At 39.7% G+C, this 24,611-nt stretch carries 20 protein-coding genes; 5 read left to right on the top strand and 15 right to left on the bottom strand.

Annotated features, from left to right (window positions below; genetic code table 11):
• Positions 1 to 9: 9 nt before the first annotated feature.
• The 3 genes from H5115_RS05230 to H5115_RS05220 all read right to left on the bottom strand — a co-directional run bounded on the left by H5115_RS05230 (position 10) and on the right by H5115_RS05220 (position 2,506).
• Positions 10 to 525, bottom strand: a complete 516-nt coding sequence (locus H5115_RS05230; protein WP_182754006.1) for a DUF2489 domain-containing protein — start codon at positions 523 to 525, stop codon at positions 10 to 12.
• 12 nt (positions 526 to 537) lie between these two features.
• Positions 538 to 1,122, bottom strand: a complete 585-nt coding sequence (gene yihI / locus H5115_RS05225; RefSeq protein WP_182672757.1) for a Der GTPase-activating protein YihI — start codon at positions 1,120 to 1,122, stop codon at positions 538 to 540.
• Positions 1,123 to 1,873: 751 nt separating this feature from the next.
• Positions 1,874 to 2,506 carry a cytochrome c gene (locus H5115_RS05220; protein ID WP_024596955.1) on the bottom strand — a complete coding sequence of 211 codons (633 nt, stop codon included), beginning with the start codon at positions 2,504 to 2,506 and terminating at the stop codon, positions 1,874 to 1,876.
• A 281-nt stretch (positions 2,507 to 2,787) separates the two neighbouring features.
• Between H5115_RS05220 and yihA the strand changes: the two genes are divergently transcribed.
• Positions 2,788 to 3,456 carry a ribosome biogenesis GTP-binding protein YihA/YsxC gene (gene yihA, locus H5115_RS05215; protein ID WP_024596954.1) on the top strand — a complete coding sequence of 223 codons (669 nt, stop codon included), beginning with the start codon at positions 2,788 to 2,790 and terminating at the stop codon, positions 3,454 to 3,456.
• 9 nt (positions 3,457 to 3,465) lie between these two features.
• On the opposite strand, the gene H5115_RS05210 is transcribed toward yihA, so the two are convergent.
• The 3 genes from H5115_RS05210 to polA form a co-directional block, all read right to left on the bottom strand.
• Positions 3,466 to 3,984 carry a DUF1285 domain-containing protein gene (locus H5115_RS05210; protein ID WP_024596953.1) on the bottom strand — a complete coding sequence of 173 codons (519 nt, stop codon included), beginning with the start codon at positions 3,982 to 3,984 and terminating at the stop codon, positions 3,466 to 3,468.
• Positions 3,981 to 4,568, bottom strand: coding sequence for a YceI family protein (locus tag H5115_RS05205; RefSeq protein ID WP_024596952.1), 588 nt, complete (start codon positions 4,566 to 4,568; stop codon positions 3,981 to 3,983). The genes H5115_RS05210 and H5115_RS05205 overlap by 4 nt, the downstream gene beginning before the upstream one ends.
• 490 nt (positions 4,569 to 5,058) lie before the next feature.
• On the bottom strand, positions 5,059 to 7,794 hold the full coding sequence (gene polA, locus H5115_RS05200) for a DNA polymerase I (RefSeq protein WP_182754004.1): 2,736 nt from the start codon (positions 7,792 to 7,794) through the stop codon (positions 5,059 to 5,061).
• 524 nt (positions 7,795 to 8,318) lie between these two features.
• On the opposite strand from polA, the gene elbB reads away from it, so the two are divergent.
• The 3 genes from elbB (at position 8,319) to H5115_RS05185 (ending at position 12,322) form a co-directional block, all read left to right on the top strand.
• The gene (elbB, locus tag H5115_RS05195) at positions 8,319 to 8,966 is read left to right on the top strand and encodes an isoprenoid biosynthesis glyoxalase ElbB (RefSeq protein ID WP_182754002.1); all 648 of its coding nucleotides are present in this window, start codon (positions 8,319 to 8,321) and stop codon (positions 8,964 to 8,966) included.
• A gap of 233 nt (positions 8,967 to 9,199) precedes the next feature.
• Positions 9,200 to 9,595 carry a cytochrome c5 family protein gene (locus tag H5115_RS05190; RefSeq protein WP_002959908.1) on the top strand — a complete coding sequence of 132 codons (396 nt, stop codon included), beginning with the start codon at positions 9,200 to 9,202 and terminating at the stop codon, positions 9,593 to 9,595.
• Positions 9,596 to 9,757: 162 nt separating this feature from the next.
• Positions 9,758 to 12,322, top strand: coding sequence for a diguanylate cyclase domain-containing protein (locus H5115_RS05185; RefSeq protein WP_182754000.1), 2,565 nt, complete (start codon positions 9,758 to 9,760; stop codon positions 12,320 to 12,322).
• Between the two features lie 15 nt (positions 12,323 to 12,337).
• Here H5115_RS05185 and rep read toward each other — a convergent pair whose 3' ends face one another.
• The gene (gene rep, locus H5115_RS05180; protein WP_024596949.1) at positions 12,338 to 14,356 is read right to left on the bottom strand and encodes a DNA helicase Rep; all 2,019 of its coding nucleotides are present in this window, start codon (positions 14,354 to 14,356) and stop codon (positions 12,338 to 12,340) included.
• A 161-nt stretch (positions 14,357 to 14,517) separates the two neighbouring features.
• On the opposite strand from rep, the gene H5115_RS05175 reads away from it, so the two are divergent.
• On the top strand, positions 14,518 to 14,781 hold the full coding sequence (locus tag H5115_RS05175; RefSeq protein ID WP_002959905.1) for a ubiquinone biosynthesis accessory factor UbiK: 264 nt from the start codon (positions 14,518 to 14,520) through the stop codon (positions 14,779 to 14,781).
• 216 nt (positions 14,782 to 14,997) lie between these two features.
• Here H5115_RS05175 and H5115_RS05170 read toward each other — a convergent pair whose 3' ends face one another.
• From H5115_RS05170 to ilvG, 8 genes are all read right to left on the bottom strand, one after another.
• The gene (locus tag H5115_RS05170) at positions 14,998 to 15,642 is read right to left on the bottom strand and encodes an NAD(P)H-binding protein (RefSeq protein ID WP_024596948.1); all 645 of its coding nucleotides are present in this window, start codon (positions 15,640 to 15,642) and stop codon (positions 14,998 to 15,000) included.
• A gap of 4 nt (positions 15,643 to 15,646) precedes the next feature.
• The gene (can, locus tag H5115_RS05165; RefSeq protein WP_002959903.1) at positions 15,647 to 16,309 is read right to left on the bottom strand and encodes a carbonate dehydratase; all 663 of its coding nucleotides are present in this window, start codon (positions 16,307 to 16,309) and stop codon (positions 15,647 to 15,649) included.
• A gap of 30 nt (positions 16,310 to 16,339) precedes the next feature.
• The gene (locus H5115_RS05160) at positions 16,340 to 17,515 is read right to left on the bottom strand and encodes a methyltransferase (RefSeq protein WP_182753998.1); all 1,176 of its coding nucleotides are present in this window, start codon (positions 17,513 to 17,515) and stop codon (positions 16,340 to 16,342) included.
• 60 nt (positions 17,516 to 17,575) lie between these two features.
• Positions 17,576 to 18,610: an ABC transporter substrate-binding protein gene (locus H5115_RS05155; protein WP_182753996.1), complete on the bottom strand. Its 1,035-nt coding sequence runs from the start codon at positions 18,608 to 18,610 to the stop codon at positions 17,576 to 17,578.
• A 97-nt stretch (positions 18,611 to 18,707) separates the two neighbouring features.
• The gene (ilvA, locus tag H5115_RS05150; RefSeq protein ID WP_039485942.1) at positions 18,708 to 20,261 is read right to left on the bottom strand and encodes a threonine ammonia-lyase, biosynthetic; all 1,554 of its coding nucleotides are present in this window, start codon (positions 20,259 to 20,261) and stop codon (positions 18,708 to 18,710) included.
• 2 nt (positions 20,262 to 20,263) lie between these two features.
• Positions 20,264 to 22,120, bottom strand: a complete 1,857-nt coding sequence (gene ilvD, locus H5115_RS05145) for a dihydroxy-acid dehydratase (RefSeq protein WP_024596945.1) — start codon at positions 22,118 to 22,120, stop codon at positions 20,264 to 20,266.
• Between the two features lie 103 nt (positions 22,121 to 22,223).
• A complete protein-coding gene (gene ilvM, locus H5115_RS05140; protein ID WP_182753994.1) occupies positions 22,224 to 22,469 on the bottom strand; it encodes an acetolactate synthase 2 small subunit in 246 nt (81 codons plus the stop codon).
• Positions 22,466 to 24,115 (bottom strand): acetolactate synthase 2 catalytic subunit, encoded by a 1,650-nt coding sequence (gene ilvG / locus H5115_RS05135; protein ID WP_002959891.1) that lies wholly within the window; start codon positions 24,113 to 24,115, stop codon positions 22,466 to 22,468. Before ilvG ends, ilvM begins: the two co-directional genes overlap by 4 nt.
• Positions 24,116 to 24,611 lie beyond the last annotated feature (496 nt).

Raw genomic sequence — 24,611 nt, 5'->3', positions numbered from 1 at the left:
GTTGTAGCTTTAATTAAAAACGACTTTATCGCTACCTGGAGCGGCTTTAAACTCGATGATAATTTTAGCGCAATCGGCTTTAACTTCATCTTTAAATGTTTCTTCAGCTTGCCAACGAGCCTTATCTAGCTTAAAAATCTCTTTTTTAGAGTATTTTTTACGTGCATCGTGCGTCGGCATTTCTTTAACTACCTGATACATTTTATAAATACCAGGATACTGCGTCGTTAAATCACGCTCGCTTTCAAAGGCATACTGAGACATAAGTACCCAAATGCGTAAACAGCCTTCAGAAAACTCACATTGCTCTTCATTCATTGCACGTGCGATTAAATGAATACTATCGGCTAGTTTTGCGTTTCGCTTTAAACGCGACTTTACAAGCTTTTGCTTTTGTTCAGCCTGCGTTTTAGCAATTAACTTTTTTTGCGCATTTAACTTATACAGCAACTGACCCGCATAAAATGCCAAACCAGCTATGATAGCAGCGCCTAAAAGTAAGGCTAAAATTACCGAGGTACTCATTATTTATCCTTACTATTTGTCGTCTTCATCTAACCATTCGTTGGCTAAATCATCAGATAAGTATTGATCGAAATCAGAACTGCCTTGGCTTTCAAGGTCATCTTCAAACTCATCTTCGTCCTCATCTTCAATACCAAGAATTTCACATAACGCCTGATGACGGGCAATGCGACTATTAAAGTACTTAGCATCTTTACCTGTTAGCATTTCACCTTTTTCATGACGCTCTACTAATTTAAGTAAACGTTCATCATTCTCAAGTGCTTCTAGCTCTTGTTCAGGTGTAAATTCAGGCTCGATTACTTTTTTCAGCTCAATAGTTGGCTTTAAGTTGCGTTTCATTTCAACTTTAGGCTCCGGCGCGGTTGCGATTAACGGCACAGGCTTTTTACTGCCTACACGCTTATCTTTAGGCGCGTGATTACTATTTTGGCTTTCGCTATCTAGTAAATCTGGCGCATTACGAGAACCGGGCTTTGCGCCTTTGGTTTTTTTAACTCGCTGCTCTTTTAATGCGCGCATTTCTTTAAGCTTATCTTGGCTTAAACGAACAGGTCCGTTTGCTGGGCTTTTGCGTGACTTTTTAGTTCTACTCATATCTTGATCATCTCACTTAAGAGGTTTTGAGCGAAGCGCAAATTAATGGGCATCGCAGTGCTGGCCTAGCCAGAAGAATTCAGTTTGCGCTATAGAGGTTGGGTTTCTCATTTAAAAGCGCCTTAGCTAATTAATCGCTAATTTTAAACGGTGGGTATTGTAACAGGACAAATAAAAAGGCGGTAGAGAAAACATCTCTACCGCCTGCTAATCTGAGCGCCATTATCTGGACACTTCTCCCTTCGACTTTTTTTAGTCTTTATTATTTTTATTATTATCAGTCCGTATTGTTATTATTTTACGTTCCTTGTTACATTCCATTTTGTTTTTATTATTAAACTTCCATGAGTTTTTTATTATTTTCGGTCATCCTGACACTTTTTTATTATTTCCTTTAGTAGCACCAATCTTGTGCTATGTAGTCATGCCGCGCCACTTTCCTTATAGCTGTTTCCATTTTGTTATTGTTCTTTTGCGACAGTGGTTAATTTACTCGTTAATGATTTTGTTACAACTGGTTTATATAACTTTTATTATACTTATTACATTTCAAAATCAAATAAACAATAAAATACAATAGGTTAATGATGCATAAAAAATAAAAAGAAGACTTTTCTCACACTCTCGCATGGTCAATGTCTTACATTTAAACGGGTGATATCGTTAATTTTACGCACAAAAAAAGCAGCCAAGGCTGCTTTTTGTAAAACATTGTAGTATATTTATTATTAATTGCTAAATAAATACGACTTTAGTGTAAACCACCTAAGTACTGAGAAAGTACTTCAATATCTTTATCTGTTAATTTCTTCGCTATATCGCCCATCATGCCATTTAAGTCATTATGACGAGTTCCATCACGGAATTTTTCAAGTTGAGACTTGATATATCCAGGATGCTGAAAAGAAATTTTTGGAAACTTAGCAAGTGACGAGCCATTACCACGTGGACCATGACATGCTGCACATGATGGAATTCCACGCTCCGCATCGCCTGCTTTAAAGAGCATTTCGCCAACTTCAACAACATCTTTAGGTGTAGCACCTTCAGTCATGTTCATTGAAGAAAAATAAGCAGCTAGATCCTTCATGTCTTGCTCGCTAAGTGGCATAGCCATAGCGCTCATTACTGGATCCATACGCCCTTCTTTGCCGCCTGACGTCATACCTAATTTTAAATCCTGAAGTTGCTTAAGGATATAATCTGGATGTTGACCTGCAATTTTAGGGTAAATATTAACCGGCGCATTACCGTCTGGGCCGTGACAAGCCGCACACGTTGCTGATTTTTCTTTACCTGCGTTTACATCGCCATCAAATGCTGTTGCGTTGCTTGCTGACAACGCACCAAGCAATATTGTTAAAGATAGTGCTATTTTTTTCATGGTGAATTCTCTGTTTCCGACCCTGTATCATCTACAATCGTGATGTTGTAATACATATATTCTACACGATAATAAATTCTCTGGCACGTTTTCTACACATATTAAGCTTATAATTTACAGGGTTTTGACTTAGATTAAGCTTTAACATGTTTTAAATGTACCATAGGTGCTGTTTTTAGGTGGTTAAATACGCTTTTTAATACATCCTTTATAGTATAAAATACGCGCCCTGAGTGAATTTGGTTTACTCAATGTTATTTATTTAAGTTTTAGGAGAGCCTGTGCTCAAATCTCGTATCAAATATAATACTGCGTCTTTCGTAACAAGCGCTCCCGACATTACTAAATTACCTGCTGATACGGGAATTGAAGTTGCGTTTGCCGGTCGCTCCAATGCAGGCAAGTCGAGTGCATTAAATGCATTAACAGATCAGAAGCTAGCACGTACAAGTAAAACACCTGGGCGTACTCAGCTAATCAACACATTCGATTTAGCGGATGTTGACGATATGCGCCTTATCGATTTACCGGGCTATGGCTTTGCTAAAGTACCAATCGAAATGAAAAAGAAATGGCAAAAGTCGTTAGGTGAATATCTGCAAAAGCGTCAAAGCTTAAAAGGTATTGTTATTTTAATGGATATTCGTCATCCATTAAAAGATTTAGACCGTGATTTAATTAACTGGGCAATTGGAAGTGAAATACCAGTATTGGCACTATTAACTAAAGCCGACAAACTAAAGCAAGGCCCTCGTAAATCACAAGTACTGCAAGTTCGCCGTGAATTAAGCACGCTTGATGGGGATATTACAGTTCATGCGTTTTCATCATTAAAGGGCACCGGTTTACCAGAAGTAGCTAAAAAGCTAGATGAATGGTTTTTAGGTCCTATTATTGCTGTACCACCTACCGATGAAACAATCACAGACGAAACCAACCCAGAGGCTTAAACGCTGGCGTTACGATAAATAAAACTGCTTTCCTGCAGATTTAATAAAATAGCCGAGCTTATCAGACTCGGCTTTTTCAGCCCACTGATAAAATACACTGCGTGAAACTCGCGCACTACAACCATACGGTAGCTTTAAATAAGGCACCTTTGAACCATTGTAGTCTTTTATATACAAAGGCTGCTGAGCGCTCACTAGCCACTGCCTAGCTAAATTATCAATACAACACAACACTTGCCCTTGCGCTGTATTTTCAAAACGCCAATCAACAATAATAAACGGCGCATCTTCAACCGTTATTGTTATTTTTTCGACAGGGGTTTTTAAATAAAATTGCTCATCTTCTTTACACAATACAGAAGCAAACAGCTTCACCATGGCTGGGCGTGTTATTTCGCTGCCATCGTAAAACCATTTCCCTTCATTATTAATAACAATTGGCAGCTCCCCACAATGGTTAGGCTGCCAACTATCAAAAGGTTTGCTTGGCTCGCTTAATCGCTTGCTAAGCTCACTTAAAGAAATCACTGTTTTTTAAGTGTTATTGCAAATGTAACAGGTACTGCTGTTGCAATTGAAGGTAAACCCGCTAGCTCTTGCAGCTTTTTAACGCCTTCGGTTACACCAAAATCATCACTATTAATAATAATAGGTGTTAATGATGATACCGTTAAATCACCACTTTGCGTGCTGTTAACGAGTACATCAATTGCCAATGGTTTTTTATTACCATGAAAATCAAGCTCAGCTTTAATACCCTTCAATACATATTGACCAGGCTTTTTGATATTACTTAGCTCTTTAGCTAAATTTGCAGTTAAAACAGCATTAGGGAATTTAGCCGCTTCGAATAAAAATGTAGCTAAACGCTCATTACGAATAGGGATTAGAGTTTCGGCTGATGTTAAATCAACATTAACGCTAAACTCACCTTTATCAGAGAGCATACCTTCAAGGTTAGTAAAATGGTGAGCTTCAGCAATCGAATCTTTTTTAATTGAAACAAAGCTTAGTTGGCTTTTATCATTCACTAGCTGCCAATTGGCCTGAGCAACATTAGAAATAACTAAACTTGATAAAGAAAAACCTGCAATAGCTAATGCTTTAAACATAACGCACTCCTTAGTAATAAAATGAAAAGAATAAAAATGATAGCACTTCGATGGTATCACCTGCGATGTACCCAAACCACCTCGAAGTGACGAATGAACAATACAATTGGTATAGCGCAAAAAAGAATTAATTAGATAGGATTTTTAGGCATAAAACAAAAAACGGCCCACCAAACAAGTTGGTAGGCCGGTATAGCAAACTGGGGAGAAGCTATCAATTTGTTGCACCCTTTCAGATGCATCATCAACAGGATGTCCTACAGGATAGGACAGGCGGGACTTTAACAAAAGCACGCATTAAAATACAATCATATTCCTGTAAAACAGCTCGAATTGACGAACATATAACTATTTAATACAAATAGTTGCTTAAATTAACCTTATTTTAACTAAAGCTTGCATATAGCTAATTAAATAGCTGTTATTCGCCCTTTTTATTAAACATAAAAAAAGCGCCAAAAGGCGCTTTAATTAAAATGCTCAAATTGCATTAATGGGCTTGTTCCCAGTTGTCACCTTCGTCGGCTTCAACAATAAGCGGCACATCAAGCGCTGCAGCTTGCGACATCAGCTCACAAATATGTTTTGTATATTCAGGTGCGCAGTCTGTTTTAATTTCAAATACCAATTCATCGTGTACTTGCATAAGTAACTTAATCGTATTTGGCGCTTGTTCGTGTACCCAGCGGTTAACGCTCAGCATTGCCTTTTTAATAATATCAGCAGCAGTACCTTGCATTGGCGCATTAATAGCAGCACGTTCGGCTCCTTTTCTGCGCGCCCCATTACGTGCGTTTATTTCTGGCAAATGTAGGCGGCGACCAAATATTGTTTCAACATAGCCATTTTCAGCCGCTTTTTCACGTGTTGTTTCCATGTACTCTAATACACCAGGAAAACGCTCAAAGTACTTATCTATGTAATGCTGCGCTTCATGGCGTGGCACATCTAGTTGACGTGCTAAACCAAATGCAGACATACCGTAAATTAAGCCAAAGTTTACTGCTTTCGCCTTGCGGCGCATATCGGTAGTTACATCATCAAGCTCTACACCAAATACTTCAGCGGCAGTTGCACTGTGTACATCTAAGCCGTTAGCAAATGCATTTAATAGACCTTTGTCTTGTGAAAGGTGCGCCATAATACGCAGCTCAATTTGGCTGTAATCGGCAGCGACAATTTTATAACCATCTGCAGCTATAAACGCTTCACGAATTCGACGCCCTTCTTCTGAACGAATAGGAATATTTTGTAAATTAGGATCGGTTGAACTCAAGCGCCCCGTTGCTGTAATTGCCTGATGATAAGACGTATGTACACGCTGGGTTTTCTCATTCACCATTAATGGTAATTTATCAGTATAAGTTGATTTAAGCTTTGATAAACCACGATGCTCTATAATTACTTTAGGTAGTGGATAATCATGAGCAAGCTCTTGCAATACTTCTTCTGCGGTAGAAGGTGCACCTTTAGGTGTTTTTTTGATAATAGGCAGGCCAAGCTTTTCAAACAACAGTACTTGTAGTTGCTTAGGAGAGCTTAAATTAAATGGTTCCCCTGCTATTTCAAATGCTTCTTTTTCAAGCTCAATTAAACGCTCGCCTAAACGCATACTGTGTGCTGCAAGCATATTACTGTCTATTGCAACGCCGGTTCGTTCAATATCAGAAATCACACTAACAAGTGGCATTTCTATATCTTCGAATACAGATTTTAGCTTTTCATCAGCCGCTATTTTTGGCCAAAGCACTTCATGTAGGCGCAAAGTAATATCGGCATCTTCTGCAGCGTAAGGCGCAGCTTTTTCAAGTTCAATTTGGTTGAAGGTAAGTTGCTTTTTACCTTTGCCAGCAATACCTTCAAAGCTAATATTTTTATGACCTAGATATTTAAGTGCTAGCGAGTCCATATCGTGGCGTGTACCCACACTATTAAATACGTATGACTCAAGCATGGTGTCAAACTTAATACCGTTTAGCGCAAAACCTGCATTCGCTAATACACTTTTGTCGTATTTAAGGTTTTGCCCTACTTTAGCTTTGTTTTCATCGGCCAAAATTGGACCTAGCTTTTGCATTACAAATTCAAGACTTAGTTGCTCAGGCGCACCCGGGTAGTCATGCGCTAGAGGTAAATACACAGCTTCACCCGCTTTTACGGCAAAACTCATACCCACTAATTGCGCTTTCATGTAATCAAGGCTGGTAGTTTCTGTATCAAATGCAAATAACTCGGCACTATTTAATTGCTCTATTAACGTATCAAATTGCGCTTGCGTTAAAATAGTTTCGTAATGGGCATCTTCTACTTTTGGTAATTCAGTGGCTTCGGTAGGTACAGCTAAATGTGTTTCTGCATCTTTGGGGTTATCTAGTAACTCAGCTAACCAACGACGAAATTCGCACTCACCATATAGTGCAATTAATTCGTCTTTATTTGGCTCTTGTAGTTTGAACGTATCAAGATCTGATTCGACTTCAACATCGCACTTAATTGTTGCAAGCTCGTAGCTTAAAGGCAGATGATCGAGAGCTGCAGCTAACTTTTCACCTATTTTACCCTTAATCTCACTTGCGTGATCCATTACACCTTGCAACGAGCCATATTTCTCTAACCACTTAACGGCCGTTTTTGGACCACAGCCTTCAACACCTGGGATATTATCGACCTTATCGCCCATTAGTGCCAAGTAATCGATAATAAGTTCGGGGCCTACACCAAACTTTTCAACTACGGTAACAGGATCTGAAATACTGTCGGTCATCGTGTTTATTAATGTAACGTGTTCATTTACAAGTTGCGCCATATCTTTATCACCAGTGGAGACAAGGACATGCCGTTTTTGCTCAGTTGCAATGCGTGCAAATGTGCCAATAACATCATCAGCTTCAACGCCTTCGATACTAATTAGCGGAAAACCCATCGCTTTGATAATGCTATGTATTGGTGCTATTTGCGTACGTAAGTCATCCGGCATCGGCGGGCGATTTGCCTTATATTCGCTATACATATCGTTACGGAACGTTTTGCCTTTAGCATCAAATATAACCACCATGTGTGAGGGATCATATTGTCTGATCAAGCTTTTAAGCATGTTGATCACGCCGTAAATAGCGCCCGTAGCCTCACCTTTAGAATTAGTTAAATGCGGCGGAGAATGATAAGCACGAAATAAATATGACGAGCCATCAACTAAAATAAGTGGGTTTTCGGGGATCTGAGCCATGGTGAATTTGGATCCTAAATGCAAAAAATTAAGGTAATTATAAGCATGCCATAAGGTAGTAAATAAAACGACTGTGAATTGCTGTTTATCGTGTTATTAAAACTAGAGCAAGCTGTGGATAAGTGTGTAGATAACAGCCACGAGCTATTCTTCCAAAGCATTATAAAATGCCTAGAAAATACTTTAACTGTATGTTTTAATTTAAAAAAGATAATACGAGGTTCTTTTTTTATTATTTTAAACCAATGTGGAAAAAGGTTTTCTAACGACTGCTTCTGTTGTTATTCACTTTGATTATTCGCGTCCATTTAAATAACCGGAGGAGTATTCTAGCACAATGGATCGAAGATCATAGCGATCCTTTATAATTTTTTTAAAGGCAAAGTGATCGCAAATGGCATAAACCGCAAAACGACTTGCACTGCGAATGATTTTTGTACTAAAAATTTATTTTCGCGAGAAATTTTGAGCATGTTAAACTTCATCCGATCGACTTATAAAAAAGACTTTAGGGGCACAAAAGCATGAAAAACGTAGCAGTAATATTAGCAGGGTCTGGTGTGTACGATGGTAGTGAAATTAATGAAGCAATTTTAACTTTATTACATATAGCCAAAAATGGCGCAACGTATCAGTGTTTTGCACCAGATATTGAACAACTTCATACCATTAACCATTTAACAGGTGAAGTAATGCCTGATAAACGCAATGTATTAACAGAAGCTGCTCGCATTGCACGAGGTGACATTAAATCGCTGATTGAACTAGACGTGACTCAGTTTGACGCATTAATTGTACCTGGCGGTTTCGGTGCTGCAAAAAACTTATGCGATTTTGCAATTAAAGGCGCAAAAGCAAATATCAATCAGGAAGTCCTTAATGCTTGTAAATCATTTGCAAAAGCAAATAAGCCTGCAGGTTATATGTGTATTGCACCCGCATTGATCCCATTTATTTACGATAACGCCGCACTTACTATTGGTAACGATGTAGAGACAGCACAAGCGCTAAGCACATTAGGCGCTAAACATATAGATTGTGCGGTTGACGGTGTAGTTATCGATGAACCAAATAAGTTAGTTACCACCCCTGCTTACATGTTGGCAGAATCGATTCTTGAAGCCGACGCAGGGATCGCAAAACTAGTTAGTAGCGTATTATCAATAAATTGATTTTGATCTTACGATCTAAAAAGTTAATTGTATGACTGATTACGCTTATTAAATTGCTTAACAAAAAACAGTAAATAATTAAATTTTATTGCGTTAACGCAAAAAGTAGTCAGTTTTATTAATAAAAACGGCTCTTAGCATTTTATAAATTGGCTCAGAGAGTTATAATCGGTTTAATTTCCGTCATCTTTAATCGTGATTGATCACGTTCAAATCGAAGTGAGCAAGGCAAAATGAAAAAATTAACAGCTGCAGCATTATTATTGCTAGCAACCACTGCATACGCACAGCCATATGATAACTCTATGACTGAAGATGCAATTAAAGCACGTCTCGCGCCGGTTGGTGCTGTATACCTTGAAGGCGATAAAGCTGCAGTTGCAGCTGCGCCTACAGGTCCTCGTTCTGGTGAGCAAGTATATCAAGGTGCATGTTTTGCATGTCACGGCACCGGTGCACTAGGCGCGCCTAAATCGGCTGACGATTGGGCTCCACGTATTGCTAAAGGTAAAGATACTTTACTTGAGCATGCGCTAAATGGCTTTAATGCTATGCCTCCAAAAGGCACGTGTATGGATTGTTCTGATGATGAGATTAGCGCTGCTATCGACTTTATGACATCTAAATAAGCTCGATTGAAATATAAAAAAGGTTTACTTCTGTAAGCCTTTTTTAATGCCTAAAATAGTGTATCTAGCTACTGCTTTAGTAGGAATATCAACTTGACGATAAGCACTAAAAGTGAAAGTATAAGGCTAATAACTATACAATAAAAATAGCCGGTTAGATCATTGGAAGATAAACTATCAGTATCGAGTAAATTGGCGTATCAAAATAAACGCCTTAGAGCGCTTCTCGAGAAATACAAACAATCACATCACTTACAAAATGCCCTGATCCAATTATCAGAGCAGGCAAGTACTGTGGCCGAGCTAACCCTGCTATACCCCGCCATCCATGATATTTTACAAAAGTACGTACCTAGTAAAAGTTTTTATGTGGTGCTGCTAAATCAATACAGTCAATCACTGGAACTTTCTTACTTTTCAGATGAAAAAGATGGTATTGCCGTCGCCCTTAACCAATCAAATAGCTTTGATGAAGGCGCCACGGGTTATGTATTTAAACAGGGTAAAACCACATGTTTTACCAAGCAGCAAATGCAAGATGCTGCAGCAGAAGGTTTATTTAAAGCATTAGGCACTCCTGCCGAACATTGGGTAGGCGTACCGGTTTACCAAGAACATAACATTATCGGTGTATTAGCAGCTCAAAGTTACGATACAAAACAAGGCTATAGCTCACAGCAAATACAATTACTTGAGTTTATGTCGCTTTATTTGGCAACTGCAATAGAGCGTGTAAAAAAACGAGAACTCCTTGAGTCAGAAGTTAAAATTCGCACCCGCGCACTCACTCAAAGTAACGAGGCACTAAACCTTGAAATAGAGCAGCGTAAACGCGCACTTCAACGCCAGCAAATTCTATTTAAAATATCTGAGATAGCAACACAAGCTAAAAACCTTGATGACGCTTATTTTAAGATACACGAAATAATAAAAACAATTACCTACGCAGAAAACTTATATATTGCACTTTATGATAAAGAAACAGGGTGGATTAGTTTTCCTTATTGCGTAGATGAATTTAAAGAAAATACACAGCCAAGACGCTTTGCTAAAGGTTATAGCGAACTGGTAATAAGCACCGAAGAAACACAACTAATACACCCATGTAGAGCAAAAGAATTAATAGAAAGCGGTGTGGTACAACGTTCAGCACCTGTGCCAAAAGAGCAAATGGCCACTAGCTGGTTAGGCGCTCCACTTAAAACAGCTCAAGGTGTTATCGGCCTTATTGTTTGCCAAGCCTACGATAACAAACATATTTTCAGCCGAGATGATTGCGAGTTAATTACCTTTGTATCGCATCAAATTGCAGCTGTTTTACAAACAAAGCTCGTCAATCAAGCAATTGCAAAAAGCCATCAAGAACTCGAATTTAGAGTAAACGAAAAAACCAAAGAATTGCGTCAAACTAATCTGCACTTACAAATGCAAATAGATGAGCGAAAAAAAATAGAGCAGCAGCTTTATCATGATGCACATCACGATTCACTTACGAGCCTGCCTAATCGTAGTCTATTTTTAACTCAGCTCGAAAAAACGCTACAACATTATCAGCGTTTTCCTGAGCACCACTTTGCTGTTTTGTTTATCGATTTAGATAAATTTAAAGATATTAACGATCAGCTTGGCCACCATGCAGGCGATCAATTTTTAATTAACGTAAGTGAGTTATTTGCCCAATGTATACGCGAGCATGATTTACTAGCACGCTTAGGCGGGGATGAATTTGTTATTTTATTAACCCATTTAACTGAGCCTCAACAAGCAGAAGATGTTGCAAATCGTATTATAGATTTAATGAAAAAACCCTTTTATCTCAAAGGTGAGTCTTTACAAAGTGGCGCAAGTATAGGGATAACCTACTCAAAGAAAAGCTATACGCATACAGATGAAATTATTCGTGATGCCGATGCCGCCATGTATCACGCCAAAAACTCAGGAAAAAATCGTTACGAGTTATTTCATCCGCTATTAACGCAATCAATACCTGCGCAGACTCTAAAAGCACAACATCACCTTGATATATTACCTATGAGTTTTAGAAGCTCAGAAATAATTACGCTTGATGAGCAACAACAGTCTGAATCTTTATTTGAAGCATTTGGTGAACACCCAATACTTGGCTTTACTAGCTTTGATATTTTGAAAAAGTTTGCATCAGATAAAGAGCAGCATCTGCAAGTAGAGTTACAACTATTACAACGCGCCTATGCACAAGCAATTACTGCAAATGTAGCTATGGCATTGGTTCCTTGCTCTGGTTTGCTACTTGAGGAACACGAATTTGTTTTATTTACAGATACGCTGAATAAACAACAAGGGCAAAGCCAACTCTGTTTATTATTTGATGAACAAGAAATTCGCCACGCATGTGCAACGCAAATAAAAAACCTCAAAACGCTATCACAACTTGGTTATTCAATTGGTTTAAACAATTTTGCTAAAGACAGGTGCGAACTTAATTTACTAACCGATATTAATTTTGATTATTTACTACTTAGCTCGACCTTTAGTAAACGTGTTTTACAACAAGAAAGTTACGATTTTCAGCTACAGGGCGTGCTTGCAATTACAAAGCTCAAAGCAATGAAGGTCATTGCTAAAGGCCCATCAATACTTAATTTTAGAGCTTTATTAGATAAACACGGTTTGGCATTTTTTGTAGGAAAACAACACGCTCTAGTATGTTCTGAGTTACCTGAAGTGCAAGCAACCCAGTCTTTATAAAGTTAGCCTGAGGTATTACTCAGGCTTTTTAAACATCGCTCGTAAGTTAGCGACTCTTGCTTGGCCTTTTTCCATGCGCTCTGCTTGGGTATTTGGCGCCTTTTTGTTTTCGAACGCGAGATCGTCCTGCGGTAACTCTTGTACAAATCGGCTTAATTCAGTTTGTGAGGTTTCACCAAATTGACGACGTATCTTTGCATAAGTAAGTGTTAACTCCTGCTGCGCACGAGTAATACCAACATAAGCTAAGCGACGTTCTTCATCTACGTTGTCCTCATCAATACTTACCTGATGCGGAAGTAAACCCTCTTCCATACCCACCATAAATACGTACGGGTACTCTAAGCCCTTTGATGCATGTAGTGTTGATAAGTGCACTGCATCGGTTTCATCTTCTTCTTCGTTACGCTCAAGCATATCGCGAAGGGTTAGCTTGCTAACAACCTCAGCTAATGTCATTGGTTCGTTGTCGGCATCACCGGTCAACATATCTGTTATCCAACGATACAGCTCTGATACGTTTTTCATACGCATTTCAGCCGCTTTAGCACTCGGTGACGACTCGTACAAATATGCCTCGTAATTAATATTACGCACTAAGTCTTTAACAGCTTCGAGCGTATCACCGCGTACTGCGTTATCAGATAGCTCAACAACCCAGCGTGCAAACCCAGCAAGCGCATTAAAGCCACGCCCTTTTAGTCTGTAGCCTAAATCGTTATCAAAACAGGTAGCAAATAAGCTCGCGTGCTTTTCATTAGCAAGCGTACCAAGCTTTTCAAGGGTAACCGTGCCTATTTCGCGTCGCGGTGTATTTACGATACGTAAAAATGCATTGTCATCATCTTGATTAACTAGCAAACGTAAATACGCCATAATATCTTTAATTTCTGAGCGAGCGAAAAACGACATACCGCCACTAATTTTATAAGGGATACGGTTACTCATTAGTGATTTTTCAAAGCCACGTGCTTGATGATTACCACGATATAAAATCGCGTAATCTTTATAGCTGGTTCGCTTCATAAACTTATGTGAAATTATTTCAGCAACCACACGCTCAGATTCATGCTCTTCATCGCGGCACCCTATTACTTTGATCGGCTCACCGTAACCTAGTTCACTAAATAACTTTTTCTCTATGTCATGTGGGTTATTGGCAATTAAAATGTTAGCCGCTTTTAGTATTCGCCCTGCACTTCGATAGTTTTGTTCAAGCTTTATAAGTCTAAGCCCTGGGTAGTCTTTACCTAATAACACTAAGTTTTGCGGGCGAGCACCACGCCATGAGTAAATTGATTGATCGTCATCACCTACCACAGTAAAACGGGCACGCTCGCCTACTAGCAATTTAACAAGTTGATATTGGCTTGTATTGGTATCTTGATACTCATCCACCAGCAAGTATTTAAAGCGTTGCTGCCAGCGCTCACGAGATGTGGCGTTATTAGTAAGTAACAAAGTAGGGATCATAATTAAATCATCAAAATCCAGTGCATTATAAGCACGCAGCTGGTTTTGATAGCGCCCATATAACTGCGCGAACAATGCTTTTTGCGGATCACGCGCTTCGCGTATTGCTTGCTCTGGCAGTACTAATTCGTTTTTCCAACTACCAATTTCCATTTTAAGTAGTTTGAGTAAGTCCTTGTCTTTTTTGAGCTCATCTTCGGTGAGTTCACTAAGAAGCTGATTGGTATCTTGATCATCAAATAACGAAAAGCCGGGTTTAAACCCTAATGTACTCAATTCTTTTTTTATTATTTCTAAACCGAGTGTGTGAAACGTTGATACCCATAAACCTTTAGCGTCTTGCTTACCGAGTGTTTGCAGTACTCGCTCACGCATTTCTTTGGCTGCTTTATTGGTAAAAGTAACAGCGGCTATATTTCGCGCTTTGTACTCACATTTTTTCACTAAATAAGCGATTTTATTCGTAATAACACGGGTTTTACCAGAGCCTGCGCCCGCGAGTACTAAGCAGGGACCACTAATATATTTTACGGCTTCATCTTGTTTAGGATTGAGTTTCATAACGACCAAAGAAATTTAAAAGACGCGCAATTTTAACGTAACCATTACAGCGAGCATAGCAATTGCCTTAATTAATTAAGGTAAAGATGATCATGTGTTAAATACCGCGGGTATAAGGTAATATTAGTTATTATCATTTAGGCAATGCCGAAGGGACAAATATGATCAACCCAGCAAAACTTGAAGAAATTGCTAAGCAAATTACTAGCAATATGCCACAAGGCGTAAAAAACCTAGCAGACACACTCGAAGGTAAAACAAAGCAAGTTCTACAAAACAAGCTTGCTGAGATGGACTTTGTGAGCCGTGAAGAATTTGATGTGCAAAGCCAAGTACTTATTCGTACTCGCGAAAAGTTAACCGAACTTGAAGCTAAAGTTTCATTGCTTGAGCAACAACTTAGCGCTAAAACTGACGCTGAATAATTATACCAATTGCATTAAATTAGTGTTCTATTATAGCGATAAGAAAATAGCTCAATAACAAGGCTAAAATTATCGTACATAGTTGTTCTATATAAATAATTTTTAACGTAGTTAGTGAGTTATTTAATACGCTAAAATGATCATTTTTTAATAAAATTGGTATTAATTTAATGTACAAAAAAGGCAGCTTAGGCTGCCTTTTGCGTTTTACTCAGTTTATTCAAATAGCTCATCAAGTACATAATAAGACAACTTAGCCTGCTGAGCTAAACTCACACTCAGCATTTTTTGCGCAACTTGTTCGCCAGTTATTGGTTTATAACGCTTTAAAAACGCAAATCGTGTAATAACAGGAAAAATAATACTACCTATCTTTTCTGCCACTCTAAATTGCTCACGATCACCTAATAATAAAGATGGCTGTAAAATACTTATTTTATCAAAAGGGAGTGCTTTAATATGTTGCTCAAGCTCTCCCTTCATTTTCAAATAAGCACTATTACTGTGCGTATTCGCCCCGCTTGATGACACTAAGCAATAATGCGTAACGCCATTACATGCCGCTAACTGCGCCGCTATAAACTGATAATCAAAATCTACTTTACGCTGAGCGTGTATCGAGCCCGCTCGTTTACGGGTTGTGCCCAAACACGAAAACAATACATCACCTTTAAAAAGCTCAACATATTGAGTTAATTTTTCAAAATCAATAACGTGATTAACTAGCTTTGCATGTGTGACAGGCAGAACTCGACGGCTTAACGTAACTACTTTTGTATAACGATCGCTATTAAGTAACTTATGGAGCAACTCATTACCGACCAAGCCTGTAGCACCTATCAACACCGCCGTTTTAGTCATGGATTTATTTATTTTCACCCACTTTTTTAAATACGTGTTGCACTGCTTTTTTGTAGCTTTGCGTTTCTTCACTCGCGCACGTTACTACAGATTCTAAATCATGAAGATGGCCGTTTTCTAAACCATAAACCCAACCATGAACGCTTAGTTCTTGGCCGCGCTCCCAGGCATCTTGCACAATGTTAGTACGACACACATTACGTACTTGCTCAATTACATTTAGCTCAATAAGGCGGCTTAAGCGTTCGCTTTCTGGCATTGCGTCAAGTTGTTCAAGATGCTTTTCTTTTACATCTCCTACATGGCGTAGCCAATTATCAATAAAGCCAAATTTAGCATTGTTTAAAACGGCTTGTACGCCACCACAACCATAGTGACCTACTACCATTATATGTTTTACTTTTAAAACCTCTACAGCGTACTGCATAACCGATAAGCAGTTATGGTCAGTGTGTACAACCACGTTAGCAACGTTACGATGTACAAATAATTCGCCTGGTAATAAATCAACTATTTGATTTGCAGGTACACGAGAGTCTGAACAACCAATCCATAAATACTCTGGATTTTGTTGCATAGATAAAATTTTAAAAAACTCAGGGTCTGCTTCACTTGTACGAGCAGCCCAACGTTTGTTGTTATCGAATAAATTTTTTAACTTTCTCATTGCATCTCTTATTAAGTCGAGGACGGAAATTTAATGGACATTAGCAAGAATCAAAATATTACGAGGCGTTAACTGCTTTTCACAAAACGTTTTAACGCTTACTTGATAACCTTGCTGTTGCAAATATAAAGCACGATCGAGCACAAGCCAAACTTCAATTGCCCTTCTGAACACATGTCGAACCAGTTCAACTCGGTCAGTTATTTTTTTTCGAGCCACCCCAACCTCTAAATACTTAATATAATCAATGCTTTGAGGTAGTTTTAATGCCTTTTTATCTGCAGCCCATGCACAAAACGATTTAAACGAATCTGAGAATATAGCTTTGTTGACCGAAGGTACGCTTACGTAATATTGCTCGCCAGTGATCGACTTTCTTAGTGCATCAAAACCAAGTCGCCACTCAAGTTCTGTTTTACGCACTTTTTCCAGACGAGAAGGCGCTGTGACAGTTTCTTGTAATGCGAGCTTTAAATCACGATGCGTTAGATTAAGCTCACTTTTATTTGCAACCTCACTCATTGCACGGTACTCATTAGCCGTAAATAAATGGTAGCAACAAGGTGAAAAGCTAATTTGCTGTACTTTCGCTAAACTTGCTTGGCGCATAAATGCTTGGTGTAAGCCACCGCATGCGTGAAGCGCTACAGCATGCATGTCTGTATTAAAAAATTGAGTGATATCGTCTTTTAATACATCGGCTTGGCTAAAGTGCATTGCTAAGCCTTGTTGCTGTGCACTTTTTTGTCCTTGCTCGCATAAGCTTTGTTGCAGTTCAATACTATGTACATTACTTGCGCCATTAAACGCAAGCATTCGACCTAAGTGCCCTTTACCCGCGCACCACTCTAAAACAGGTTGCTTGGTATTAGGTAGTGCAGATACAAAATCTTGTAACTGTGCAAACTTACGACCTTTAATGCCGTTACTTATCCAAAATGGATAATCAGCTTGAGAGTGGGCTGTGCTAGGTAACTCGCATAACTTTGCAAGTTCATCAAGTTGGCTTATATGTTGGCTAAAAAATTGGTATAGCTGGTTTTGATCGTTATCAAGAACGCTTACCTGATCATCAGTTAGTTCGCTAAGTATGCCTTGTAGCTCTGGCCAAGGTATAGTGTCAAAATCAAATGCGGTGCACTGCCAATACTGACGATGACGCATTAAAAGTGAATCAAGTGCTAAAAATTGCTCAGCTAAAGTCATAACAGCTTAAAAAATAAAAAAGACAATTAATTATATCAGTTTCGGGAATTACCTAAGCAGTTAATTTTTACTAAAAATCAGCCGTAAATACAAAGGTATTGAAATAATACTTACCAAAATAGCTGCCATGAGCATCCACGATAACTGCATCTTTTCAGGTTCTTGGTATTTATAAATAAAGTGAGATTTTACTTCGTCAAATTCGTTTTGCTGTATGCCATATAAGTCCGCAATTAAGCGCCACTTTGCTATCGACATATGTCCTAAACTGGTGGTGGGTGGGGTTATATAACTTTTTAGTACTTCAGCCTCAAAAGCGAGCTGATAAAAGCTTTTACCCGGTGCATAGTTTTGCTGGGTGACTGCAATGGCTTCATCCATGTTCATCATTGCATAACGCCATCCTTTTAGGCTCGCTTGGTAGAATTTTTCGACCGTTTGAGGATTTTTCTTCAGCATGTTTTCGCTGGTAAATAAAATGTCGCTGTATACGTCCATACCATAACGCTGTGGGCAAACAAGTCGATGAGCTACGCCTTGTTGAGTCATATAATAAGGCTCTGTAGTAACATATACTTGCATAGCATCTAGCTTGTTTTCAATCCAAGCCTGGCCTGGGTTTTCGCCATCGTAAACTTTGAGTTTATCTACATCAACGCCACTGCGTTTAAGCATAATAAGTAGTTCGGCGCCATCATTTTTGCTTACCGCAGTAATACGTTTATTAACAAAGTCACGTGGATGAAAAATATCAGACGTGTCTTTAACCATCCAGCAGTAAGGTGAAAATTGCAATAAGGCAGCCATAGCAATAAGAGGTTGTCCATTTATACGTTGCTGTAAAATACCAGAGTGCCCTACACCAAATTGTGCTTCACCACTGGCGACAGGAGCAAAGGTATCAGGTTTCATTGGATTAGCTTGTTTAATAGTTACATCAAGGCCCGCTTCATTATAAAAGCCTTTTTGCTTTGCCATATAGTAGCCAGCAAACTGAAACTGATGTGTCCATTTTAGCTGTAATGTGACTGATTCTTGCGCCGCGATATGGCTACAAAAAAAGCACAATCCAATGATTAATCCTTTAAATAGCAACTAGGTGCCCTCAAAAAGTATGACGATTACCTGTAACTATATGTAAAACGTGCGATAAAGCAAGCACCCTAGTTAGGTGCCTGCCTTTAAAGAAGGATTATACTGAGGCGAGTTTTTCGGCTTTTTCTGCTTGGGGCTTTGATGTTAAAAATTGGCTAAAGCACGGATTTTGTGTTTCATCTTGTACACTGTAACCTAAACGGTTTAAGTGCTCGTTAAACATCTCATACTGACTCGGCTCAATAGCAAAACCTGCCAGTACATTCCCCATCGAACCACCGTGATTACGATAATGAAATAAGGTAATGTTCCAATTACTACCTAAAGTATCTAAAAAGCGTGCAAGCGCACCTGGATACTCTGGAAATTCAAAGCGAAGTAAGCGCTCATGTAATTGCTCGGGTGCTTTTCCGCCAACCATATAGCGCACATGTAATTTAGCGAGTTCGTTATCCGACAGATCGCAAAATTGGTAGTCATTATTTGTTAAGTCTTGCTTTAGCTCATTAAGCTCTTGCTCGCCTTGGCGCAGGGCAATACCTACAAATATTTGTGCTTCACCAGGTCCTGCATAACGGTAGTTAAACTCAGTAATAGCACGGCCACCTAAAGAAGCACAAAACTGTTTAAAGCTGCCTTTTTCTTCTTTAATAGTAACCGCTAATAACGCTTCGTTTTTTTCACCCAGCGCAGTGCGCTCTGCAACATAACGCAGGCGATCAAAGTTTAAATTAGCACCGGATAAAACAGCCGCTAAATGTAACCCTTTTAAACCCGACTGCTGGCTCCATTTTTTAAGCCCTGCCGTTGCAAGTGCACCTGAAGGCTCTGCTATTGCACGGGTAGATACAAAAATATCCTGCATGGCAGCACATATTTCGTCGCTGGTGACGGTTATAACTTCATCACAAAACTTTTGCGCTAAGCGAAATGTTTCAGTGCCAATAATTTTAACCGCTACGCCATCAGCAAAACTACCAACGCGCTCAAGCTCTACCGGTTTGCCTGCTTTAAGTGCCGCTTGTAAACATGCACTTTCGTCGGCTTCTACACCAATTACTTTTATATCTGGACGCAGCGATTTAATATAAACCGCCATCCCAGCAAGTAAACCGCCGCCGCCAACAGGAATAAACACCGCATCGAGCTCGTTTAATTGCTGCATAAGCTCACGTGCTACAGTACCTTGACCAACAATGACGTCTGGGTCATCAAATGGTGGAACAAATATACCGTTTCGTTGCTCTGTAAGCTCAAGCGCATGTGCTTTTGCGGCATCAAAATGATGCCCATGTAGCACAACTTCACCGCCAAGCGCACGTACCGCACTTACTTTTATTTCAGGCGTTGTTACTGGCATTACAATTGTGGCTTGATGCCCTAAGTGAGAAGCACTTAGTGCAACCCCTTGAGCATGATTACCCGCTGAAGCAGTGATAACCACTGAGCCTTTAGGTAATTTATTTAATTTGTTATACGCACCGCGTAATTTAAATGAATACACGGGCTGTTGGTCTTCACGCTTTAACCAAACATGGTTACCTAATTTAGCACCAAGCTCAGCCATTTCGCTGACCTCGGTAACTTTAGCCAAAGGCTCCATGTTTGCTTGAATAATAGCGCGAAAATAATCGAGCTCTTGAGAGACCATAATTAACTAAGCGCCTCCAATTTAGCTAAGTCACGCACTGCGCCTTTATCAGCACTTGTTGCAAGTAATGCATAAGCCTTTAAAGCAGACGATACATAGCGCTCACGGTCAACTGGTTTGTACGCCAGTTTTCCGCGTGCTAATTGTTTTTGTTTACGTGCTTCAAGCTCTTCATCGCTTAGCGCTAACGTGATTTCTCGTGTTGCGATATCAATAATGATTTTGTCGCCATTTTCAACATAAGCAATTGCACCACCACTTGCCGCTTCAGGCGACACATGACCAATTGATAAACCCGAAGTACCACCCGAAAAGCGACCATCAGTAATAAGTGCACATTTTTCAGCTAGGCCTTTTGATTTCAAGTAGCTAGTTGGGTATAGCATTTCTTGCATACCTGGGCCGCCTCTAGGGCCTTCGTAACGAATAACCACGATATCACCGGCTTTTACTTCATCGTTTAAAATACCTTCTACAGAATCATCTTGTGACTCGTACACGACTGCAGTACCTTCAAAATGTAGCATTTCATCAACAACGCCAGCGCTTTTAACAATACAGCCATCAACTGCTAAATTACCCGAAAGTACAGCTAAGCCACCATCTTGACGAAAAGCGTGTTCGACACTTCGGATACACCCATTAACACGGTCATTATCGCCCTCGTCCCAACGACACTCTTGGCTCATTGCTTTAGTGGTACGAATGCCCGCAGGGCCAGCACGGTAAAATTTGCGCGCTGCTTCGTTAGTAGGATCTGTTGCATCCCATTTTTTAACGAGCTCAGCCATAGTTGACCCAGCAACATGATTAACTGACATATCAACTAAGCCTGCTTTGCCAAGTTCACGTACGATTGCCATCATGCCGCCTGCGCGGTGCACATCTTCAATATGATATTCAGGTGTCGCTGGTGCAACTTTACATAAAAATGGTGTTTTACGAGAGAGCGCATCAATGTGCGACATATCAAAATCAACGCCCGCTTCTTGCGCTGCAGCAAGTAAATGCAATACCGTATTTGACGAGCCACCCATTGCAATATCAACAACCATTGCATTCATAAAGGCTGTTTTGTTAGCAATAGCACGTGGCAATACATCTTGATTGTCTTTTTGATAATACTCACGACATAAATCAACAATACGAGCCCCCGCTTCAACATAAAGTTGTTTACGGTCTTTATGAGTGGCAAGCGTCGTGCCGTTACCTGGCAATGCTAAACCAATCGCTTCTAGCAAACAGTTCATTGAGTTTGCAGTAAACATGCCTGAACACGAGCCACATGTTGGACACGCAGAGCGCTCTACTTGCTCTGAATCTGCATCACTTACCGATTCATCAGCGCCTTTAACCATGGCATCTACTAAATCAAGTTTAATATCGATGTTAGCAAGCTTAGTTTTACCAGCTTCCATTGGACCGCCTGATACAAATATTACCGGAATATTTAAGCGTAGTGCTGCAAGCATCATTCCTGGAGTAATTTTGTCGCAGTTTGAAATACAAATCATCGCATCAGCACAATGACCATTTACCATATACTCAACTGAGTCAGCAATTAAGTCGCGTGAAGGAAGCGAATAAAGCATACCGCCGTGCCCCATTGCAATACCATCATCAATCGCAATAGTATTAAATTCTTTAGGGACGCCACCGGCTTGTGTAATGGTTTCAGCCATAAGTTCACTTAGCTGATTAAGGTGAACATGCCCTGGTACAAATTGTGTAAACGAGTTAACTACGGCAATAATCGGCTTACCAAAATCGGTGTCGGTCATACCTGTTGCGCGCCATAATGCACGAGCGCCTGCGCGTTTACGCCCTTCAGTTGTTGTTGCACTTCTTAATTTAGCCATAGTTACCTCAGTTTTTGCCGCAAAATAAGCGGGCATTCCTCATTCTAAAATTGGTGAGTAACCGAGTGATTCAGTTACTCGTAAATTGTTTTTCAGTTCGTAATTACACAGCCTGTTGTTGCTGTAAATTTTGTAAAGTGACTTCTTTGACATCCACCAGCTTATTTAACTGGCTGGTTAAAAGGTGAATTGGTTTATCACTATCTACCGTCATGTCTACATTATAAAAACCATCGTCCATATTGAGCTGAAAATGCGTAAGGTCAAAACCACGATGACGCACCACTCGTAAAAAGCGCTCTACCGCTATACTTTGGCTTTTTAATGCAATAGTTAGGCGATGTTTCATTTTGCTTTCTCCGTCATCATTTCGTCGTTAGCAGCCCCAGGTGGTACAAGTGGCCAAACATTTTCTTTATCATCAATACAGGCATGTACTATGTACGGACCTTTACTGTTAACTAATGCAGTTATCGCATCATCAACTTGGTTAGCGTGAGTAATTGTTTGCCCTGGGATACCAAATACAGCAGCTAATTGCACAAAGTCTGGGTTATCCGACAGGTTAGTTTCAGAATAACGCCCTTCAAAAAATAGTTCTTGCCATTGGCGAACCATCCCTAAACGCTGGTTATCTAAAATTAATATTTTTACAGGTAAATTGTTACGGCGAATAGTGGCCAGCTCTTGAATATTCATCATTATAGAACCATCGCCCGATACAGTGATAACAAAGTCATCAGGGCGTGCTACTTGCGCGCCAATAGCAGCCGGTAGACCAAAGCCCATTGTCCCTGCACCACCACTGCTTAAATGATTACTAGGATGAGTAAACTTCATGTGTTGTGCTACCCACATTTGGTGCTGACCAACATCGCAGCACACAACCCCTGTTTTTGGCATGCGTTGGCTTAGTTGGTTTAATAAGTACGGTGCAAAAACCTTCTCACCTGGGTAGTCGTAACGCCACGCATGCTTAATATTCATTTCTTTATTTGTGTCACACCAAGCTTTAGGTGTTACAAAGCACTCAAGTGCGGGTAACGACGTTTTTAAATCGGCAATTAATGAAGCTTTAGCAGGTTTTCGCTTACCAACTTCAGCAGCATCTATATCTAAATGGATTACTTTAGCTTTAGCTGCAAATTTAGCTAAGTTGCCTGTTACGCGGTCATCAAAGCGTGCCCCTATACATACAAGTACATCACATTCTTGCACTGCGATATTAGCAGCTTGACCACCATGCATACCCAACATACCTAAGTAATGTTCGTAATCTGGTAATACACTGCCCAGCGCTTTAAGTGTTGATACGGCTGGCATCTGAGTTTTATTTAAAAATTGCATTAGTTCGTCTTGCGCATCAGCGGCTTGTACACCACCACCTACATACGCTACAGGCTGTTTAGCCTCACTCAACAATTGATTAGCAATAGCAACTTGCTTTAAATCTAGCTCTGGTAAGTATTCATCAGCTGCTAGCCACGGTTTAAAAGGGACTTGAGCCATTTGAATATCTTTTGGGATATCGACAAGTACAGGACCTGGGCGGCCGCTTTGCGCTAAATGAATTGCTTCTTGTAATATCTCTGCTAAGTCTTCAGCTCGTTCTACCATGTAGCTGTGCTTAGTACACGAAAGCGACATACCTAGTACATCTATTTCTTGAAACGCATCTGAACCAATAGCTGCAGTAGGCACTTGGCCGGTGATCGCCAATAATGGTACTGAGTCCATCATCGCATCAGCAAGAGCGGTTATTAAATTAGTTGCACCTGGGCCAGATGTTGCAAAACATACGCCTAATTTACGTGTGCTGCGAGCATAACCAACAGCTGCAAACCCTGCACCTTGCTCATGGCGAGTTAGGTAGTGTTTGACTGGCGCGCCATACAGTGCATCGTAAATTGGCATAATAGCTCCGCCTGGGTAGCCAAATACTTCATTTACGCCGTGTTTGGCCAATAAGTCGATTGTTAGTTCTGCGCCTGTCATTAATAAACCCTCATTCCTCAGTGACAACCCAATTACAAATTTTACCCTTAAAACTAAAAAGCCCTCCGAACGGTTAAGTGCGGAGGGCTTTTTTAATGCTTAAGTTTTTAAAGCACTACGAAGCCCTCGCGGGAATAATCACCACGATAATAATCAGGACTAGGTTAAGTGCGTTTGTAAGCATGTAATTAATACCAAATTTTGTTCAATTATCGCGAAGGTTATTCCTTCGCTCTCTTTTTATATTAGTACCGCGCTAGGCCCTTTAAGTCAACACCAAAGTTAATCTAACAAAAAGACTAAAAGGCAATTTATCAGGTTTTAAAATTCACTATACAAGCTGGTAGTGGTTTTTTTATGCTCTAATTTTAATCTCAGAAATTCACTATTCTTATATCCCTTATTTAAGGTTTGATTAATTTTTGAGAATATTTTTATAAATAAAATTATTTATCACCTTCAGGTAATGCGTAGGTTCTCTTAAGCGACTCTTAAG

Source organism: Pseudoalteromonas sp. SR44-2, assembly GCF_014163745.1.
In the GTDB taxonomy this organism is placed as follows: Bacteria; Pseudomonadota; Gammaproteobacteria; order Enterobacterales; family Alteromonadaceae; genus Pseudoalteromonas; species Pseudoalteromonas distincta.
The sequence above is the reverse complement of the archived record's forward strand: the minus strand, read 5'-3'. Positions and strand labels throughout refer to the sequence as shown.

Excerpts from the sequence above, each read along its gene's own strand:
- H5115_RS05230 (WP_182754006.1), bottom strand. The coding sequence starts at position 525 with ATGAGTACCTCGGTAATTTTAGCCTTACTTTTAGGCGCTGCTATCATA.
- yihI (WP_182672757.1), bottom strand. The coding sequence starts at position 1,122 with ATGAGTAGAACTAAAAAGTCACGCAAAAGCCCAGCAAACGGACCTGTT.
- H5115_RS05220 (WP_024596955.1), bottom strand. The coding sequence starts at position 2,506 with ATGAAAAAAATAGCACTATCTTTAACAATATTGCTTGGTGCGTTGTCA.
- H5115_RS05205 (WP_024596952.1), bottom strand. The coding sequence starts at position 4,568 with ATGTTTAAAGCATTAGCTATTGCAGGTTTTTCTTTATCAAGTTTAGTT.
- polA (WP_182754004.1), bottom strand. The coding sequence starts at position 7,794 with ATGGCTCAGATCCCCGAAAACCCACTTATTTTAGTTGATGGCTCGTCA.
- elbB (WP_182754002.1), top strand. The coding sequence starts at position 8,319 with ATGAAAAACGTAGCAGTAATATTAGCAGGGTCTGGTGTGTACGATGGT.
- H5115_RS05190 (WP_002959908.1), top strand. The coding sequence starts at position 9,200 with ATGAAAAAATTAACAGCTGCAGCATTATTATTGCTAGCAACCACTGCA.
- rep (WP_024596949.1), bottom strand. The coding sequence starts at position 14,356 with ATGAAACTCAATCCTAAACAAGATGAAGCCGTAAAATATATTAGTGGT.
- H5115_RS05175 (WP_002959905.1), top strand. The coding sequence starts at position 14,518 with ATGATCAACCCAGCAAAACTTGAAGAAATTGCTAAGCAAATTACTAGC.
- H5115_RS05170 (WP_024596948.1), bottom strand. The coding sequence starts at position 15,642 with ATGACTAAAACGGCGGTGTTGATAGGTGCTACAGGCTTGGTCGGTAAT.
- can (WP_002959903.1), bottom strand. The coding sequence starts at position 16,309 with ATGAGAAAGTTAAAAAATTTATTCGATAACAACAAACGTTGGGCTGCT.
- H5115_RS05160 (WP_182753998.1), bottom strand. The coding sequence starts at position 17,515 with ATGACTTTAGCTGAGCAATTTTTAGCACTTGATTCACTTTTAATGCGT.
- ilvA (WP_039485942.1), bottom strand. The coding sequence starts at position 20,261 with ATGGTCTCTCAAGAGCTCGATTATTTTCGCGCTATTATTCAAGCAAAC.
- ilvD (WP_024596945.1), bottom strand. The coding sequence starts at position 22,120 with ATGGCTAAATTAAGAAGTGCAACAACAACTGAAGGGCGTAAACGCGCA.
- ilvM (WP_182753994.1), bottom strand. The coding sequence starts at position 22,469 with ATGAAACATCGCCTAACTATTGCATTAAAAAGCCAAAGTATAGCGGTA.
- ilvG (WP_002959891.1), bottom strand. The coding sequence starts at position 24,115 with ATGACAGGCGCAGAACTAACAATCGACTTATTGGCCAAACACGGCGTA.